This is a genomic window from Longicatena caecimuris (assembly GCF_018406465.1).
GTDB classification, from domain to species: domain Bacteria; phylum Bacillota_I; class Bacilli_A; order Erysipelotrichales; family Erysipelotrichaceae; genus Longicatena; species Longicatena caecimuris.
This window is the reverse complement of record NZ_AP024510.1, coordinates 1,537,823-1,556,483: the sequence shown is the minus strand read 5'-3', so window position 1 is coordinate 1,556,483 and position 18,661 is coordinate 1,537,823. Positions and strand designations below refer to the sequence as shown.

At 37.3% G+C, this 18,661-nt stretch carries 17 protein-coding genes; 6 read left to right on the top strand and 11 right to left on the bottom strand.

Annotation, left to right across the window (positions count from 1 at the left end; genetic code table 11):
- Positions 1-47: 47 nt before the first annotated feature.
- The 3 genes from KJS44_RS07290 to KJS44_RS07280 all read left to right on the top strand — a co-directional run bounded on the left by KJS44_RS07290 (position 48) and on the right by KJS44_RS07280 (position 2,194).
- Positions 48-233: a (2Fe-2S)-binding protein gene (locus KJS44_RS07290; RefSeq protein WP_008688470.1), complete on the top strand. Its 186-nt coding sequence runs from the start codon at positions 48-50 to the stop codon at positions 231-233.
- 98 nt (positions 234-331) lie between these two features.
- Entirely contained in the window at positions 332-1,810 is a 1,479-nt protein-coding gene (spoIVA, locus tag KJS44_RS07285) for a stage IV sporulation protein A (protein ID WP_008688471.1), read from the top strand.
- Positions 1,811-1,909: 99 nt separating this feature from the next.
- Complete coding sequence (locus KJS44_RS07280; RefSeq protein WP_008688472.1) at positions 1,910-2,194, top strand: HU family DNA-binding protein; 285 nt, start codon at positions 1,910-1,912, stop codon at positions 2,192-2,194.
- Positions 2,195-3,198: 1,004 nt separating this feature from the next.
- On the opposite strand, the gene KJS44_RS07275 is transcribed toward KJS44_RS07280, so the two are convergent.
- On the bottom strand, positions 3,199-3,939 hold the full coding sequence (locus tag KJS44_RS07275; RefSeq protein ID WP_008688473.1) for a type 1 glutamine amidotransferase: 741 nt from the start codon (positions 3,937-3,939) through the stop codon (positions 3,199-3,201).
- Positions 3,936-5,249: a Mur ligase family protein gene (locus KJS44_RS07270; protein ID WP_008688474.1), complete on the bottom strand. Its 1,314-nt coding sequence runs from the start codon at positions 5,247-5,249 to the stop codon at positions 3,936-3,938. The genes KJS44_RS07275 and KJS44_RS07270 overlap by 4 nt, the downstream gene beginning before the upstream one ends.
- A 278-nt stretch (positions 5,250-5,527) precedes the next feature.
- On the opposite strand from KJS44_RS07270, the gene KJS44_RS07265 reads away from it, so the two are divergent.
- The 3 genes from KJS44_RS07265 to purB all read left to right on the top strand — a co-directional run bounded on the left by KJS44_RS07265 (position 5,528) and on the right by purB (position 8,615).
- Complete coding sequence (locus KJS44_RS07265) at positions 5,528-6,211, top strand: phosphoribosylaminoimidazolesuccinocarboxamide synthase (protein WP_008688476.1); 684 nt, start codon at positions 5,528-5,530, stop codon at positions 6,209-6,211.
- A 229-nt stretch (positions 6,212-6,440) separates the two neighbouring features.
- Positions 6,441-7,148, top strand: coding sequence for a phosphoribosylaminoimidazolesuccinocarboxamide synthase (gene purC, locus KJS44_RS07260; RefSeq protein ID WP_008688478.1), 708 nt, complete (start codon positions 6,441-6,443; stop codon positions 7,146-7,148).
- Positions 7,149-7,184: 36 nt separating this feature from the next.
- Positions 7,185-8,615 carry an adenylosuccinate lyase gene (gene purB / locus KJS44_RS07255; RefSeq protein WP_008688480.1) on the top strand — a complete coding sequence of 477 codons (1,431 nt, stop codon included), beginning with the start codon at positions 7,185-7,187 and terminating at the stop codon, positions 8,613-8,615.
- Between the two features lie 295 nt (positions 8,616-8,910).
- On the opposite strand, the gene KJS44_RS07250 is transcribed toward purB, so the two are convergent.
- From KJS44_RS07250 to dinB, 9 genes are all read right to left on the bottom strand, one after another.
- Positions 8,911-10,524, bottom strand: a complete 1,614-nt coding sequence (locus tag KJS44_RS07250; RefSeq protein ID WP_008688482.1) for a CTP synthase — start codon at positions 10,522-10,524, stop codon at positions 8,911-8,913.
- Positions 10,525-10,540: 16 nt separating this feature from the next.
- Positions 10,541-11,119, bottom strand: coding sequence for an ANTAR domain-containing response regulator (locus tag KJS44_RS07245; RefSeq protein ID WP_008688483.1), 579 nt, complete (start codon positions 11,117-11,119; stop codon positions 10,541-10,543).
- 387 nt (positions 11,120-11,506) lie between these two features.
- The gene (locus KJS44_RS07240; protein ID WP_008688487.1) at positions 11,507-12,790 is read right to left on the bottom strand and encodes an adenylosuccinate synthase; all 1,284 of its coding nucleotides are present in this window, start codon (positions 12,788-12,790) and stop codon (positions 11,507-11,509) included.
- A 206-nt stretch (positions 12,791-12,996) separates the two neighbouring features.
- Positions 12,997-13,830, bottom strand: coding sequence for an Mrp/NBP35 family ATP-binding protein (locus KJS44_RS07235; RefSeq protein ID WP_008688490.1), 834 nt, complete (start codon positions 13,828-13,830; stop codon positions 12,997-12,999).
- Positions 13,831-13,851: 21 nt separating this feature from the next.
- Positions 13,852-15,042 (bottom strand): phosphopentomutase, encoded by a 1,191-nt coding sequence (locus KJS44_RS07230; protein ID WP_008688492.1) that lies wholly within the window; start codon positions 15,040-15,042, stop codon positions 13,852-13,854.
- A complete protein-coding gene (locus KJS44_RS07225; RefSeq protein ID WP_008688493.1) occupies positions 15,029-15,940 on the bottom strand; it encodes a tyrosine recombinase in 912 nt (303 codons plus the stop codon). Before KJS44_RS07225 ends, KJS44_RS07230 begins: the two co-directional genes overlap by 14 nt.
- A gap of 176 nt (positions 15,941-16,116) precedes the next feature.
- Positions 16,117-16,779: a tRNA1(Val) (adenine(37)-N6)-methyltransferase gene (locus KJS44_RS07220; RefSeq protein WP_117547586.1), complete on the bottom strand. Its 663-nt coding sequence runs from the start codon at positions 16,777-16,779 to the stop codon at positions 16,117-16,119.
- A gap of 36 nt (positions 16,780-16,815) precedes the next feature.
- On the bottom strand, positions 16,816-17,421 hold the full coding sequence (locus tag KJS44_RS07215) for a stage II sporulation protein M (RefSeq protein ID WP_008688498.1): 606 nt from the start codon (positions 17,419-17,421) through the stop codon (positions 16,816-16,818).
- A gap of 66 nt (positions 17,422-17,487) precedes the next feature.
- Positions 17,488-18,660, bottom strand: a complete 1,173-nt coding sequence (gene dinB, locus KJS44_RS07210) for a DNA polymerase IV (RefSeq protein ID WP_008688500.1) — start codon at positions 18,658-18,660, stop codon at positions 17,488-17,490.
- Between the last annotated feature and the right edge of the window lies 1 nt (position 18,661).

The following is an 18,661-nucleotide window of genomic DNA, read 5'->3' as shown; positions in this document are numbered from 1 at the left end:
TATTTTTTCTATTGTTCGCACAATAATAACTACAGGAGGTAATTATCATGAAGGATGAAGATATTATTTGTACCTGTATGAGCGTATCTGTAAAAGATATACGCCAGGCCATTGATGAAGGTGCTAGAACAGTTCAAGAAGTACAAGATAAGACGGGTGCAGGAACCGTTTGCGGTGTATGTAATGAAGATTTAGAACAATGTGTTATGGAGTTATTGGCTCAACTACATTAAGAACCTTTCAATAGGTTCTTTTTCAATGTTCTTTCTTTGATTAGGCATAAACCCAGTGTCTTTATCATAAGTTTAGAATGACTAAGGGAGGACAAACTATGGATACCACAGAGATTTTAAAAAATATAGCTCAGCGATGCGGTGGTGATATATACTTAGGAATCGTCGGTCCTGTACGCGTTGGTAAATCAACGTTTATCAAAGAATTTATGGAAAAAGCCGTCATTCCATACGTACATGATGAATATGAAAAAGCCCGAATGATCGATGAACTGCCACAAGCTGGTGTTGGAAAGACGATCATGACCACAGAGCCAAAATTCGTTCCAAACAATGCCGCTACAATTGAATTTGATGATGGTTTTACGGTTAATGTACGTCTTGTCGACTGTGTTGGCTATGTTATACCAGAAGCAAAAGGATATAAGGATGAAGATGGCATTCGTATGGTAAGAACACCATGGAATGATGAACCAGTACCGTTTAACGAAGCTGCTAAGACAGGAACGCAAAAAGTAATTCAAGATCATTCTACCATTGGCATTGTAATTACAACAGATGGAACGATATCCGATTTATCCAGAGAGGCTTATATAGAAGCAGAGGCTGAAGTCATTGAGGAACTGCAAGCTATTGGAAAGCCATTTATTGTTATTGTAAATAGTGTAGACACAGCTTCTCCAACATGTAAAGCTGTTGTTGAAAAACTACAAGAGAAATATCAAGTTCCAGTATTAGCCGTTGCTGTGAATCATATGAGTGAAGCGGACATTCAGTATATTTTAAGAGAAGCTCTTTATGAATTTCCTGTATCGGAAATTAATATAAATATGCCGCAATGGATTGCTGTATTGAATGATGAACATTGGTTGAAAAAAAGTTTTCAGGATACCATAGAAGAAAGCATGTCCAGTGTCGAAAAGCTACGTGAAGTAGAGAGTATCACGGACATATTAGATACGAATGATAATATTGAATCAAGCAATATTGCGACCATTGATACTGGGCAGGGAATAGTGAATGTTGATATCACTATAAAATCTGGTTTGTACAATGAAATACTAAAAGAGATTATTGGTAAGGATATTAAAGATAAAGCGGAGCTTATATCCCTAATGCAAGACTATAGTAAAGCAAAAAGGGAATATGATGCTGTAAGCAGTGCCCTGAAAATGGTTAAACAAACAGGATATGGTTTTGCTAGTGCATCCTTACAGGATATCGCTTTAAGTAAACCAGAAATTGTTAAGCAGGGGAGCCGCTATGGTGTGAAGCTAAAAGCTGTCGCTCCAAGCATCCATATGATCAAAGTGGATGTTGAAAGCACTTTTGAGCCAATCATTGGTTCAAAGGAACAAAGTGAGGAGCTAATTCGCTATTTACTTCGTGATGAAGGTAAGAATGATGAAACTATCTGGGATAGTGATATTTTTGGTAGAAAGCTTTCCGATCTAATTCGCGATGGATTGAATGCAAAACTTTCAATGATACCGGAAGCAGCAAGAGCTAGACTTCAAGATATCTTGACAAAACTCGTTAATAAAGGAAAAGGAAATGTGATTGCTATCGTGTTATAACGATATAATTAGTCATAACTTTATTTGAATAATTAACGAAATATATTGAAAAAAAAGCCTTCAAATGGTATCATATATCTATGTTGGAGGTAATTAGACATGAGTGAAATCTTAAATAAAAAAGCATTGGTTGAAGTCGTAGCTGAAAAGCTGGAAATGACAAAAAAAGATGCAACAGTTGCTGTTGATACAGTATTTGAAGAAATTACAAAAACACTGGCAGACGGCGGAAAAGTTGATTTATCTGGATTCGGTAAATTCGAAGTAGCTGAGCGTCCAGCTCGTATGGGTATCAATCCTGCTACAAAAGAACCATTACCAATCGCTGCATCAAAAGCTCCTAAATTTAAAGCTGCTAAAGCTCTGAAGGATGCTGTAAAATAACAATGTTTAATAAAAGGGATGTTCTTTATCAATAGAATACCCCTTTTTATTTCACAATAGAGTAGGTTAGTTGATTCATGTTATAGTTACTTATATTACTTTTAACTTATAAAATTGTTTTGTGTACTACCTGTGCTCTTATAATAAGCATAAGCGATTATAAGTATTACGAATTCGTTTTTTGTTTATTCCTTGAATATTATTCTAATTATACTTATCCTAATAGAGATGTGTAGTAGTAATTAAAAAGAATGCAGGTATCTTGAGCTATACATATTACTTCGCATAATGTGTATTATGTTGTTAAATAATATAAAAATATAAGGTTTATAAAGTAAATGGTAATACTTAGCTCTTAATTATTACTATATACACACTTCATATGATATTATTTCTTCCAACATTTCGTTTGTTGATTCTTTACACATTACTTTCTTATATTATATTTTTACTAAGTAAATAGCTATTAACTACGATAGTAATAAGTAGCATTTCTTATTATATATTACATTATCTATTTCATGTATCTTGCTTCAAATGACTTTCTTCTTATATTCTTTATTTTAAGCACGCTCTAATTTGCTACGAAAGCATGCTAAACGTATCTATGCTTTGCTTGATGCATATAATCGGATAGTATACTACCTCTGATTGCTATGTGTGCTTTATGTGTGTTTATTAAGACGATTCATAGCATTATTCCTACATGTGACTAGGTGTTTTAAACTACATCATAGTATATACATGATAAATTCATTATCTGCAATTTATTTGTCAAACAATATATTAATACATAAATTCAATGCCAAGTTTATAATTTATTTATTGCATCCCGCTATAATTCTTTCAAAGAACACATCATATTTCAATAGTCCATTTTATAATACATATAATTTATCTTATTATCATTCTCACCTCTTGTACCCTGTATAATATGTGAAATATTTAACAAATAAATATTGTAATAAAAAAAGGATGATATTCATCACCCTGATCAAATGCTCTTAAATAGCGTGTAGTCGCTTTAGCATTTGGTTTTTCGCTTTATTTTCTAAAGAATCATCCAATGGCAATAGGTCTGAAAACTTCAAATCCGGATATTCTTTTGTTAAGCTTTTATAAATCACAAAATCAGCAATTTTTGGGTTTTTAGGAAATAAAGGGCCATGCATATATGTACCGAGCACCTTTCCATTATAGAAACCTTCTATTTTATCTTCAAAATTGTTTCCATAGCCAGCTATGACTTTGCCAAATGGGCTTGCTACATTTCTCGTTTGCCCACCATGGTTTTCAAAGCCGACTGCCATGAATTCTTCACCATCTAAATTACACTGAATAGCTATATTGCCAATACAACGTTTTCCATTATCGCCACTTTCGGTATAATAATCGAAGAATTTCAAACCTTCAATTTTTTCATTATTGGCATCGATATAATACTGACCAAATAACTGATATCCACCACATACAAGGAAAATGAAAGTATTGTTATCCATAGCTTTTTGAATGTTACTTTTACGGGCAAGTAAATCATCAATCAGCATATGCTGTTCTTTATCTGCTCCCCCACCTAGAAACATCAGATGAAATTTGCTTAAATCTTTCTTTTCACCAATGGCACAGGTGTCAATCTCAATATCGATACCGCGATCTTTACAACGTTTCGTAAGTACCATCATATTACCTTTATCTCCATAAAGATCCATGATATCGTGATACATCCAGCATACCTTTAATTTCATTTTTCATTCCTCCTTAGCAGCTTGCGAACCGGCTGCAAGGCCGTATACGTAGCAATGGCATACATAGTGGTATCTGCATTCTTTAGACTTGCGACTGCCTTTTCCAGGTTTTCTTCCACTTCAATGCGTTCTTTATAACCTGCATATTTTAATCTTAATGCCATATCGTAACAACGTGTACCGCTGCAGATGATATGAACGGTTTTTTCGTTTACTAATTTTTCAAAGAATGTATCATAAATCCAGGATACATCAGTGCCATCCTGCGCATGATCATTTAATACCAGTAAAACTGTTTTATCATCCTGATCTTCTTCTATGACTTTCATGACTTCATTGGCACCTGTAGGATTTTTCACAAGATTCAATACACATTTTTGACCATTAAAGTTAAATTCTTCATTACGGCCATCAGGAACATCCATGGTTTCAAACGTTTTAGCTGCATACTGCATATCAATGTGGAAGAAATCTGCCACGCATAAAACAGCCATACAATTGTACATAGTATATAAACCACCTTGTGGTGCATGAAATTCCATATCTTTCCAGATGAATTGGCGATCACGAATGCTTTTCACGCTACCTTTGACATCTGTAGCAGGTGTTTCGTAGTCCTTATTCTCACAATGGTATTCACCGATATGAGAATACTGGTAAAAGTCATAAATCAGCTTACCACCGCAACGTGGACAGAATTTACCTTCACTTGCTTCTTTGTTAACGGCTTTGCTTTCCTCACATCGCTCCATGGCAAAGTATCGTGCATCTGCTTGCACAGCAGCATCTTTTAAACGAACAACATTGGGATCATTGGCATTCAAGATCAAGGTACCATCAAAATCATGGATCGCTTCTTCTACCTTTTGGATTAATTGCTCCATCTCCCTTGCCCTATCCAATTGATCACGGAAGAAATTAGTTACCACTAATGCGGTGACAGGCAGACTTTTAATAATATAAGGGATATTTAATTCGTCAACCTCTAATACGATATAATCGGCAGGTACTACACCAGTTAGACTTGCCGCTTTCAATAAACAAGTCGTAATACCGGCACGCATATTATCACCTTTACGATTGGTAACCACTTGTTTATGAGCCGTTTCAAACATGGAAGCGATTAGATTGCTTGTAGATGTCTTACCATTGGTTCCTGTTACTAAAATGATGGGACATGAGATTTTCAGCTCTTTTAAGATGTTAGCATCAACCTTCAATGCCAATTGTCCTGGCAGAGAACCTCCGCGATGAACCAAACTTAGCAGAAAGGATGCAAGCTTATTCAGCAGTATTGCGAGATACTTCATATAATTCCTCCTTGATTGCTAGAAGTGTATTGTAAAATTCACTTCCTTATTATACCTTGAAATGCTTAAAAACGCTACGTTCTTCATAGAATTTATGGGATTTCTTCTTTTATTATATAACTGCCCTTAGAAATTATGTGAAAGCCTTTTAAAAATAAGAATATTTTCGATAAAAGAGCAAAAAAAAATTAAAAAATTGAAGAAATTGTAAAATTTAAGTGGTAATTATGCTGAGAAATGCTATAATAATTTCGTCATTAAGGAATATGGAGGACACTATGGAAAAAATCTACGTAGGTAAAACAAAAGATGTTTACAAATTAGACAACGGTAACGTATTGTTGAAGTTTAAAGATGACTGTACTGGAAAAGATGGCGTTTTTGATCCAGGCGAAAATGCAGTTGGCTTAACAATCGAAGGTATTGGTAAAGCAAATCTGGAAACTTCAATCCACTTCTTTGAAATCTTAAAAGATGCTGGCATCAAAACACATTACGTAAGTGCTAATGTAGAAGATGCAACGATGGAAGTTCTGCCTGCTACCGTATTTGGTAAAGGCTTGGAAGTTATCTGCCGTCTGGTAGCAACCGGTAGTTTCATTCGCCGTTATGGTGATTATATTGAAGATGGAACACCTCTTCCTGGCGGATATGTAGAAACAACATTGAAAGATGATGCCAAAGGTGATCCGCTGATTACCAGTGAAGGTCTGGCTGCTTTAGGAATCATGAGCGAAGAAATGTTCGCAAGCATGAAAGAACAGACTTTAAAAATTACGGAAATTGTAGCTGCAGACTTGAAGAAAAAAGGTCTTGATCTGTATGATATCAAGTTTGAATTTGGCTACAACAATGATGAAGTGATTCTGATTGATGAAATTGCATCCGGAAACATGCGTGTTTACAAAGATGGTAAAATCGTTGATCCAGTTGATCTGACATCAATTATTTTAGGTAAATAATGCAATGAAGCATTCTCATGTAATAAGTGTGAGAATGCTTTTTTAAACGGTTACATTACAATATCAGCACAAGAAAGATTGACATGAAAAATCCCCTGCCCTATAATTGTAAGGTAAAAAAAGCAATACATTTTTTTGCTTGGTTTACATAGGTATTCATGTTCGATATATGCTATAGAAAAGATATTTATTTATGAGATATCTGTATATGGAAAGGAAATGAACAACAATGAAAGAGTGCACATTACTTTACGAAGGAAAAGCAAAGAAAGTTTTTACCACAGAAGATGCTGATGCTGTTATCGTGGATTACAAAGATGATGCAACAGCATTTAATGGTTTAAAAAAAGGTACGATTCAAGGAAAAGGCAGCATGAATAATCGCATATCAAATTTTTTGTTTCAGAAGTTGGAACAGCAAGGAATTCCAACCCATCTGATCAAGGAATTAGATGATCGCAAGACTTTGGTGAAAAAAGTGGATATCATCCCTTTGGAAGTTATCGTGCGCAATAAGGTGGCTGGTAGTTTTGCGAAGCGTTTAGGCTTGGAAGAAGGCACAAAAATCAAGAGCCCGATCTTAGAATTCAGTTATAAAAATGATGAACTTGGTGATCCCATGATCAACAGCTATATGGCGATTGCTATTGGTATTGCAACACGTGAAGAAATCGATACCATTACCGATATGGCATTTAAAATCAACAACACATTAAAGGATATCTTTGCGAAAGCCGATATCGAATTGATTGATTTTAAAATAGAATTTGGTAAATTTCATGATACTATTGTGTTAGCGGATGAAATTTCCCCAGATACATGCAGATTATGGGATATGGATAGCCATGAACATTTAGATAAGGACCGTTTCCGCCGTGATTTAGGAAATGTGGAAGATGCCTATCAGGAAGTATGTAAACGTCTGTATATCGCTTAAAAAATTACTTAAATAGATAAATGGAAAGGAGCTTATATGTACGATCGATATGAAAGCCCGCTGGGACAGCGTTACGCCAGCAAAGAGATGCAGCAAATATTCTCACAGGATAAGAAATTTAAAACATGGCGTAAGCTATGGATTGCTTTAGCGGAAAGCGAAAAAGAATTAGGATTGGATATCACTCAGGAACAATTGGATGAATTGATTGAGAATAAAGATACTATCAACTATGAAGTGGCGAAAGAACGTGAAAGAATCGTGCGCCATGATGTGATGAGCCATGTGTATGCATATGGTGTGCAATGTCCAAAAGCCAAAGGTATCATCCATTTAGGTGCGACTAGCTGCTATGTTGGTGACAATACAGATCTCATCCTCATGTATGAAGCATTAGAACTGGTAAAAAACAAAATCGTGAACGTCTTGGCGGAATTGAAAAAATTTGCATTGACCTACAAAGATCTTCCGGTCTTAGCATTCACCCACTTTCAGCCAGCCCAACCAACCACACTTGGTAAACGTGCTGCCATTTGGGCACAGGATCTACAGTTGGATTATGAAGAAATTTGCTATTTACTAGAGCATAAAAAACTTTTAGGCTGTAAAGGTACGACCGGTACACAAGCAAGCTTTATGGAATTGTTTGACAATGACAATGAAAAGGTTAAGGAACTGGACAAACGTATCGCAAAAAAAATGGGTTATACAGATTGCTATCCAGTATCTACCCAGACCTATTCACGTAAAATTGATTCTCGTATACTTCAGGCATTAAGCAATATTGCCCAAAGTGCACATAAGTTTTCAAATGATATTCGCCTTTTACAGCATTTAAAAGAGGTGGAAGAACCATTTGAAAAGGGACAGATCGGTTCCAGTGCTATGGCTTATAAGCGCAATCCTATGCGCAGTGAACGAATGGCTTCTTTAGCTAATTATGTCATCTCGGATGCATTAAATCCGGCATTAACTGCTGCAACGCAATGGTTTGAAAGAACCTTGGATGATTCAGCTAATAAACGCATCAGTATACCGGAAGGCTTTCTAGCTGTAGATGGTATTCTTGATCTTTATTTGAATATTACGGATGGCTTAGTTGTATATCCAAAAGTCATTCATGCACATTTGATGAAAGAACTCCCTTTCATGGCTACCGAAACTATATTGATGGATGCGGTAAAAGCCGGCGGAGATCGTCAGGAACTGCATGAACGCATTCGTATTCATTCTATGGAGGCTGGAAAAGCGGTGAAAGAAGAAGGAAAGGAAAACGATTTGCTTGCACGTATTGCCGAGGATGAAATGTTCCCTATGCATATGGAACAGCTAGAAGCCATCATGGATCCACAAAATTTTGTTGGCCGTGCGCCACAGCAAACGGAAGAATATTTCCATGACTTCATTGACCCTATTCTAGCCAAAGAAAAAAACGCATTGGGAATACATGCCGATATTCAAGTATAAAAAGCAATAAGCATTGCTTTGTATAAGAAAGACTGTACGACACACAGTCTTTTTCTTTTACGTTAAAGCGAATCGGTTTTAGCTTATCTGAAAGAAGAAATAATAGGAGTAGGAAAATAGTGTTTGCCTATAACGTTCATGCAGCCTAACATATACCCTCCCTTTCCTTTCTATAAAAAATACGACACACTCATATGTAGGACTGTGTCGTTTTATAAAGAATTATCATAGACTATCATAAAAAGCATATAAAGCACTTTTTATGGTTTCTCCTATTCATAAAGATACTGCTTTGTTATTCGCAATTCCTCTTATTCAATTGTTTTGCATATTTAATAAAGTCTATAAATAAAGGATGTGCACGATGTGGGCGGCTTTTAAATTCCGGATGATATTGTACGCCTATATAAAAATCATTGGCAGAATACTCAATAGCCTCGACTAATGCATCATCAGGTGATACCCCACTGATACACATGCCATGTTCTTCGAAAGATGCGCGATAGGCATTGTTAAATTCAAAGCGATGACGATGTCGTTCTGCGATATGATTTTTTTGATAAGCTCTTTCCAATTGCGTTCCTTTTTTAATGGTACTAGGATACGCCCCTAAACGCATTGTTCCACCTTTTGAAAGCAGTTCTCTTTGTTCTTGCATATAGTGGATGATTGGATACTGACAGTCATTATCAAACTCTGCAGAATTGGCATCCTTAAGTTGTAATACACTGCGGGCAAAAGCAATAGCAGCAATCTGCATCCCTAAACAAATCCCTAAATAAGGAATGTTATGGATACGGGCATAATTGGCAGCAACGATCTTTCCTTCTATGCCTCTATTACCAAACCCTCCAGGTATTAATATACCATGACAGCCACTTAATTTTTCAGCTACGCTTTCCTCTGTTAATTCTTCTGAATCTATCCAGCGGATTTGAATGTGAACTTTGTTTTTTAAACCGGCATGATGAAGTGCTTCAACAACGGATAAATAAGCATCATGGAGCTTCACGTATTTCCCAATCAGGGCAATCGTAACTTCTTCTTGAATACTGGAAAAGACTTCACTTAATTCTTCCCATTGATGCAAATCAGCTGATGGTAACGAATAGTTAAAATGTTTCAGCACAATCTCATCTAATCCATTTTTTTGTAACATCGAAGGTACCTCATACAATGAGCGCATCGTTCGATTTTCAATGACACATTCCTTAGGTACGTTGCAAAATAATGATAACTTTTCTTTAATCGTATCTTCTAATGGTTCATTGACTCTTGCAATCAAAATATCCGGTGAGATACCATACGATTGTAGTTCTTTTACCGAATGCTGTGTTGGCTTTGATTTATGCTCTTGGCTGCTTTGTATATAAGGGATAAGCGTCACATGAATGTACAAACAGTTTTGACGTCCCTGTTCAAGCGCAACTTGACGAATCGCTTCAAGAAATGGCTGGCTCTCAATATCCCCGGTAGTTCCACCGATTTCGCATAATAAAATATCTGCTTGCGTTTTCTTCTGAGCCATATAAATATAACTTTTAATCTCATTGGTAATATGGGGAATGACTTGAACAGTTTGACCAAGATAATCTCCCCGACGCTCTTTTTGTAAGACATTCCAATAGATCTTCCCAGTTGTTACGTTGGAATAGCAGTTTAAATCTTCATCAATAAAACGCTCATAATGACCTAAATCCAAATCGGTTTCACTGCCATCCTCGGTCACAAAGACCTCACCATGTTGATAAGGGCTCATGGTTCCCGGATCTACATTGACATAGGGGTCCATTTTCATCGCTGAGATTTTCAGTCCTCTTGCTTTTAATAGTCTTCCTAAAGATGCTGCGGTGATGCCTTTTCCCAAGCCGGATACAACACCACCGGTAATAAAGATAAATTTACACATAGATATATATCCTTTCTCATTCGGTTTTATTTTCATATTTTCGTATCACCGCTTTTGCTAGCTGTAAGCGTGTGAGTCGCGCATTCATTGCTTTTTTCTCTAAATATTTGTGTGCTTGTTGCTCATTCATATGTTCATGTTCTAATAACAGACACTTTGCTTGCTGGATAACCTTGGTTTCCTGCAGACGTTGTTTCCATAGCTGTTCATCTTTTTGATGTTGTTTTTGTTTGCGTTGAGTAAGTATGGCAAATTTTAAAAGCTGAAACAGCGTATGTTGATGTATTGGTTTTCCAACGGTCATGATACCGGCTTTCTGCATGCGATCCTCAATACTTTTTAATTTCTCATGATGTACCAGCAATAAGATGCTGGCATTGTTTTTCACATTCATATCCAATACCAGACGATAATCTGCTTCATCTGGAAGCGGATAGTTTATGATAATGAAATCATAGGCAGCTGTCATAAAAAGACGGCGAGCGTGCGCTGCATGGGTGCTGATCGTGATACTGAGGTCATCTTCACATGCTAAAAATTCGCGTATGCATTCAGTTGTCTTTTTACTGCCAGATATAATCAATACACGAATCATAGATCATCACCTCTTTTAATCGTATCAAGTTATTGTTTGTGTGTTTTCATTTGGATAGTTTTTACATTTAGTTTTAATGCACAAATCCTTGTTTGCAGTAGACCGATAGCCTTATTCGTATATATATCGATTCATAGTTAGTATGGTGTAGAACAAGAGCTAGAATACTATCTAAGCGTGTATTATGCAATCACAGGTTGCATGATCCCATGCTTAAAATTCGCAGTTGTCTAATCATGAAATGTTATTAAAAGTTTTAACACTTCCCTTACAAGTCGCTATTTCTTTCTGGTTATGAAATTAAAAAGGGCGTTAAAGGAAGTGAAACATCTAGTTTCATCCTTTGAACGCCTTTGTTCAATACTTATTTTATAATATATATAAAGCTTACTTTAACATTTCATGAACGATGATATTACTATTACGCTCTGGTCCAACAGATATCATAGAGATTTTCGTATGGCACAATTCTTCAATGCGACGCAAATAAATTTTGGCATTCTCAGGAAGTTCATCATAATGGGATATGTTTGCGATATCCTCATTCCATCCATCGAATATTTCATAAATAGGTTTTGCTTTTTGCAAGTCTTCAATATTGCTTGGGATGTAATCATAGCGCTGTCCATCAATCTCATAGGCAACACACATTTTGATTTTATCAAACCCGCTTAAAATATCTAACTTGGTGATGACAAGATCGGTTAATCCATTGATCATTGCGGCATGTCGTACAACATTGACATCCAGCCAACCACAGCGGCGTGGACGTCCGGTCGTAGCACCATATTCCCCACCTTTTTCACGCAGTGTATCGCCTTCCTCATCAAATAATTCACATGGGAAAGGTCCTTCTCCAACACGCGTAGAATATGCTTTGGCGATTCCAATGATCACATCCAACTTCTGTGGTGCAACACCGGCACCTGTACATACACCGGCACTTGTTGGTGAACTGCTTGTCACATATGGATAGTTACCATAATTGATATCCAGCATTGCCGCTTGGGCACCTTCAAACAGCACCTGTTTGTTTGTGTCTAATGCTTCATTAACTAGCAACTGTGCATTGACGATACGAGGTAATAGTTTTTCTCTGATCTCGGCAAATTGCTGCACCATGTCTTCATATACGAATCCTTCATCCTGATAAACTTGATGGAAGAGGATGTTTTTCATTTCTAAAGCCCGTTTTAATTTCTTTTTAAACTGTTCAAAATCTTTTAGATCTCCCATTCGCAAGCCGATGCGAGAATACTTATCAGCATAGCATGGACCAATGCCACGTTTCGTCGTACCGATTTTTGCTTCCTGCAATTGAGCTTCCTGCAAACTATCTAAACGCACATGATATGGCATAATGATATGGGAACAATCAGAAATCTTGACATGTTCCGTAGGCAGACCTTTTTCTTCTAATGCCTTAATTTCTTCCAAAAAGACAAAAGGGTCAACAACAACACCTGGTCCAATGATACACAACGCTTTTTGTAAAACGCCACTTGGCAACAAATGGAGAACCACCTTATCATCATTGACAACAACTGTGTGTCCGGCATTGTTACCACCTTGAAAACGAACAACATAATCCATATGGGAACCTAAATAATCGACGACTTTTCCTTTTCCTTCATCGCCCCACTGTGTTCCTACAACAACATAACCTGGCATAAAAATTCCTCCTTGCGGGTTTTTAAAGCCCAGTTGTTAAGACTTATAAAAAATCCTTTACTAATATAGCACAATCTATGGTAAATGGAAATATTTTTTTCATGAAAATAAATGGGAATTGTTACATTTAGATAGATTTAGCAGTATCACATAAGTGAGTAATCTTGCAAAAGGCACTAAAAAAAGGCATTTTATGCCCTTTTTCGTTATTTCATGCACGCTTCCAATTTATCAACAGCAGGTGCAATTAATTTCTGGACTTTTTTTACTGTTTCAGGGGTGAAGTCATCATCTTTATAAATCTGTGAAATGGCATCCATCATTGGTAATTCAGCCCATAATTCAACGTCGTTGCTCTGTAAGAATTCATCTGTATTCTTATGTGCAAATATTTCAATATGGCGACCACAATCTGGACAAACGACATAGCTCATGTTTTCGATGATACCCAAAACCGGCACCTTTACTTCCTTACACATATTAATGGCTTTCGATACGATCATTGATACCATAGGTTGTGGTGTAGATACCATCACAATGCCATTCACCGGCATATTTTGTAAAACAGTCAATGCGACATCACCAGTTCCCGGTGGCATATCGATCAGCAGATAATCCAATTCTTCCCAAACGACATCTGTCCAAAACTGACGAACAGCATTTCCAACGATGGGACCTCGCCATACAACCGGTTGATTTTCATCATCCATCAAAAAGTTCAAAGACATTACTTTAATACCATCTTTATCAATGACAGGTTCAATAGCATCGTTTGTGCCATATGCCTTTTCATGTTCCAAGCCTAAAAGTCTTGGAATACTTGGCCCGGTGATATCGGCATCCATGATACCGACCTGATAGCCTCTTTGACGCAGCTCTTTTGCTAATAAAACGCTCATTGAGCTTTTACCTACGCCACCTTTTCCACTCATCACGCCAATGACGTGTTTGATTTTGTTGCGGGCATTGTTCTGGATACCACAGGTATCTTCACTCTTCCCACAGGTCCCTTTACTAGGACAGCTACTGCAATTACTCATGTTCTCTACTCCTTTACTTATTTATTTCCATAAAGCCAGCATACTTGTTCCAATCGTATTCTCTGGCATCTCAATTGCAAAATTTTCCGCAATGCTGGCACCGATATCCGCAAAGCTATCGCGCAATGCTAATAAGCCATGTCCTTGCATAGATGGACTATAGGCAAGCATTGGCACCATTTCTTTGGTATGATCACTGCCTTTATAGGTAGGATCATTTCCATGATCAGCAGTGATAATTAATAAATCATCTTCCTTTAGCTGTTTTAATACGATGCCGAGTTTTTCATCAAAGCGCTCTAGCTCTTCCCCATAGCCAACAGGGTTACGGCGATGCCCCCACAAAGCATCAAAATCAACAAGATTTACAAAACATAAGCCTTGGAAGTCCTTTTTCATGATATCGATTGTCTGCTCCATACCATGCACACTGCTTTTTGATTTATACGCTTCACTGATGCCTTCGCCTACAAAGATGTCATTGATCTTACCAACACTGATAACATCATACCCATGCTCTTGTAAGGCATTTAATACCGTTTTCCCATATGGTTTTAAGGCATAATCATGGCGATTTGCCGTACGCTTGAATTCACCTTTTTTCTTGCCGATATATGGACGGGCTATAACACGTCCTACCTTCCATTCCGGTTTCATGGTCAACTCTCTGGCGATTTCACAACAGCGATATAATTCGTCTAAACCAAATGTTTCCTCGTTACCGCAAATCTGCAAGACACTATCTGCGGAAGTATAGACAATCATATCTCCGGTGGCAATTTCGTGTTCGCCCAGCTCATCTAAAATTTCGGTACCACTTGCTGCTTTATTTCCGACAATCTTATGGCCGGTGCGTTTGCTCAGCTCATCAAGCAGCTCCTTAGGAAAGCCACTTTCTGTAAATGTTTGAAATGGTGTGTCGATATATAACCCCATCATTTCCCAATGACCGGTCATCGTATCCTTACCGACACTGCGCTCGATCATTTTGGTATAATATCCCATAGGTTCTTGTACGCTTGCTACATGCTGCATAGGATGCAGATTGGCAAGTCCTAGTTTTGCTAAATTTGGGATATGGAAATTTTCCATATGCATAGCAATATGGCCTAAGGTATCACATCCTTCATCGCCATATGCCTTGGCATTAGGGGCAGCCCCAACACCAAGGGAATCTACAACGATGGCGAATACACGTTTATATGTTTTCATGGTCGTCTTCCTCCTTTGATCTTGGATGAAAAGATGCATAAGCATCTTGTAATCGTTTGTTTTGAATATGGGTGTAAATTTGTGTCGTAGCGATATCCGCATGTCCCAGCAACTCCTGTACAACGCGAAGATCAGCACCACCATCTAAAAGATGTGTGGCAAAGCTATGACGAAAGCTATGTGCGGATAAACGTTCATCTAAGCCAAGTGCTGTAAGTTTGCTCTTAATCAGGTTATGTACATATTGTCTTGAAACATTCTGTCCTCGTGAGTTAAGAAACACAAAAGGACTTCGCTGTTTCACCCATTGTGGGCGAACAAATTCTAAATACTGTTGCAACGCATGTACGCTGCGCTGATGCATAGGCACCATCCGCTCTTTTTCTCCTTTACCAAGCACTTTGAGAAAGCCCTGCTCTAAATGTGTCATATTTAAACGCAAATGCGTCAGCTCACTTACTCGCAAGCCACAGCCATAAAGTACTTCTAATAAAGCCTTATGGAATATGTCCATATCACTGTCTTGGAAGCTATCTAATAAGCGTTCAATATCCGCCACATTAAAATAGGTCGGTAATTTCTTTGCGGTTTTGGAAGAGCGTATGTGTAAGGTTGCATCGGGAATTTTAGGGTATGTCATCGTCAAATAGCGATGAAACATGCGCAATGAAGTAATCATATGATTGACACTGCTCGTTTTTTTCTTTACTTTTTGTTCTTTGAGAAAATCTTGCAGATCCATGTAGGTTACATCTTCAATAGCCGTAAATCCATGTGCGTCTAAAAAAGCGAGGTATTCCTTTAGATCATTACGATAGGATGCCACGGTTGCTAAGGACTTATTCTCTACGACTTGTATATAATGAAGATAATCTTCAAACGCATCAGTTATCTGCATAATCTCACCATGTGATATTATAGCACAGTTTTTATCTTTTTGGTATGGATAGGCTTATATCCTTACTACATGCAGAAACACTTCAATATCCTATCTTTTAACCGTAAAAAAGAAATATATACGTGACAATCTAAAATAGTATTGAGATTGAACAATCTTACGATTGATACTTTACATCATCGCTTTAGCATGATTGGTGGTAATACATGTGTATGATGCCCCCCATCTTTAATTGCCTCAATTAAAACAGTGATGGCTTCCTCTTTATTTTGATCATAAACAAATTGTAAGGTACGCACACCGAATCGATGTTGTAACAATTCTTTCATCAATTCGCCAATCCGATCCGCACGATGTACCAAATAAAAACGGCCTTTTTCTTGTAGCGTGGAAGCTGCCTGTTTACACAATAAAGGAAAAGGCAGGTAACACTCGTGACGGGCAATACGCAAATAATCACTCTCATTGAGATTTGCATGCGTATTGACCTTAAAATAAGGTGGATTGCATATCACAACATCTACCTTAGGAAGCGTCATGTTACCTGCATCGCCTGCTAAAATTGTAAATGGCACACCACAATCTTTTAAATTATGTTCAGCCAACTTGCATGCTGCTTCTTGAATTTCTACACCATATAGGTAAGCGGGCTGCTTTGTTGCAGCCACTGCCAGTAAAGCTCCATTGTTCGTTCCAATATCTAAGATGCGCTCTCCTTGTTTTATCTGCATAAATGCGGCTAAAAGACTGGTATCAGTATTTATGCGAAACATGTCTTTTCGTTGATATACATAAGTAGTTGTACCATGTATATAATCATACGTATAATGATCGTTCATCTTCTCACTTCCTGTATGTAGTATTATACAGGAAAATCACATTAAATTAAACAGCTTAATGAATTCAATAACAATCGTTGATTTCAAATATGCCCCCACTAGCATAATCAGAAAACAAATAAAGATATCATTAAGTACGGTATTAAATAATTTACGAAAGTCTAGGCGTTCACGGTTTGTGCAACTATAAACGATGTACATTGACAATTGAATTGCACTGGCAGAAATCAAAAACGTAGCAAGTAGGTCAAACACAACCTGGGGTAAGAGTGTCAACAAAATGCCGACAATTCCTTTCATCTGATAGGTTGCCACAAAGAGCGCACAAGAGAAGCCGATTTGTAATCCCTTGGTAAACACAACGAAACTAATAATGGGGATGCCGGCAATGCTTGTCCCCAACAAAAAGACAAATAAAATAAAAAGAATTCCCAAAAAGAATTGTGATATAAAATAGTCATACTTATTGACATTGGAATCAATGGTCGTTAAATAAGCAGAAAGATTTTGAATATCATTCACATCTATGTAATTCGATAAGATAATACCCATGCATAGTCCACAACCAACCAAGATAGCAATATACAAATAGACATTTTGATATTTCTTTAAAAAGCCGTGATAATGATGTTTCTTTTTCATATGCTCACCTCACTTCAGCATATGAAAAAAAAGAAGAGTTCACCCCTTCTTTTCTTCGTCATATTTCTACATTTTTTTCTTAAGCTGCGCGGCACTGATCAGATTTGCACCAGGAAGTTGCTTATTCAACTGTTTCAACACTATAGCAACATCGTTTGTATCTTCTACGGGTTCTTGAAACATGTCAATTTGTGTAACACTGGTTTCTTCACTGTAAAGCGATCCTAATCCGATTCCAAGATGACGGATTTCTTTACCGTTGTGATTTTGATCAAACAATAGCAATGCTGTTTCCAATAAAATGGTTTCCTCATTCGTATAGCCTTGTAAAGACTGTGAGCGAACAGCATTGGTAAAATCATAATATCGAATAGAAATGGATAGTAAAGAACCTTTGATTTTTTCTTGTTTTGCTCGTTGACTCAAAGAATGAGCTAAACGGCGAAAAACAGTTTTTACTTCATCGTATTCTATGATATCACGATCCAGTGTCGTTGATTGTGAAATGGATTGCACACTGGTGTTATAGGATAAACGATTACTGCCATTTCCACGCGCATGTTGAATGGCCATATACCCCTGCTTGCCAAGCAGTGTCATTAGCATCGTTTCATTTGATGGATCAGCCAAATCGCCAATGGTATGAATTCCACGTTCTTCTAATAATGGCACACTTTTCTTACCAATGCCCCACATATCTGTGATTGGTAGTGGCCATAACTTAGATGGCACTTCTTGTTTTCGCAATACCGTGATTCCCATAGGTTTTCGCATATCACTCGCCATCTTTGCTAAAAACTTATTTGGTCCTACTCCTATACTGCATGGTAACCGCAAATCTTCATAGACACGTTTCTGAATGATCCATGCCAAATCTAGCGGTCGTTTATAATTACCTATGATATCAGTAACATCCATGTAACATTCATCGATACTAGCCGGTTCAATACAAGGGGTGAATTTACGCAGATAGGTGAAAAAACGATTACTTAATTCTTCATACCAGGAAAAATCACCTTGTACAACTACCAGCTGCGGACATTTTTCTAAAGCCATCAATAATGGCATAGCACTATGAACTCCACATTTACGAGCTTCATAATTTGCCGTACTGACAACACTTCTGCGATGCAATCCGGCTACAGCAACCGGTTGTCCCTCCAACGCAGAATTCTTCAAAACCTCCGCACTTGCATAAAACGCATTTAAATCAATATGAAATATAACTCTTCCTGCCATA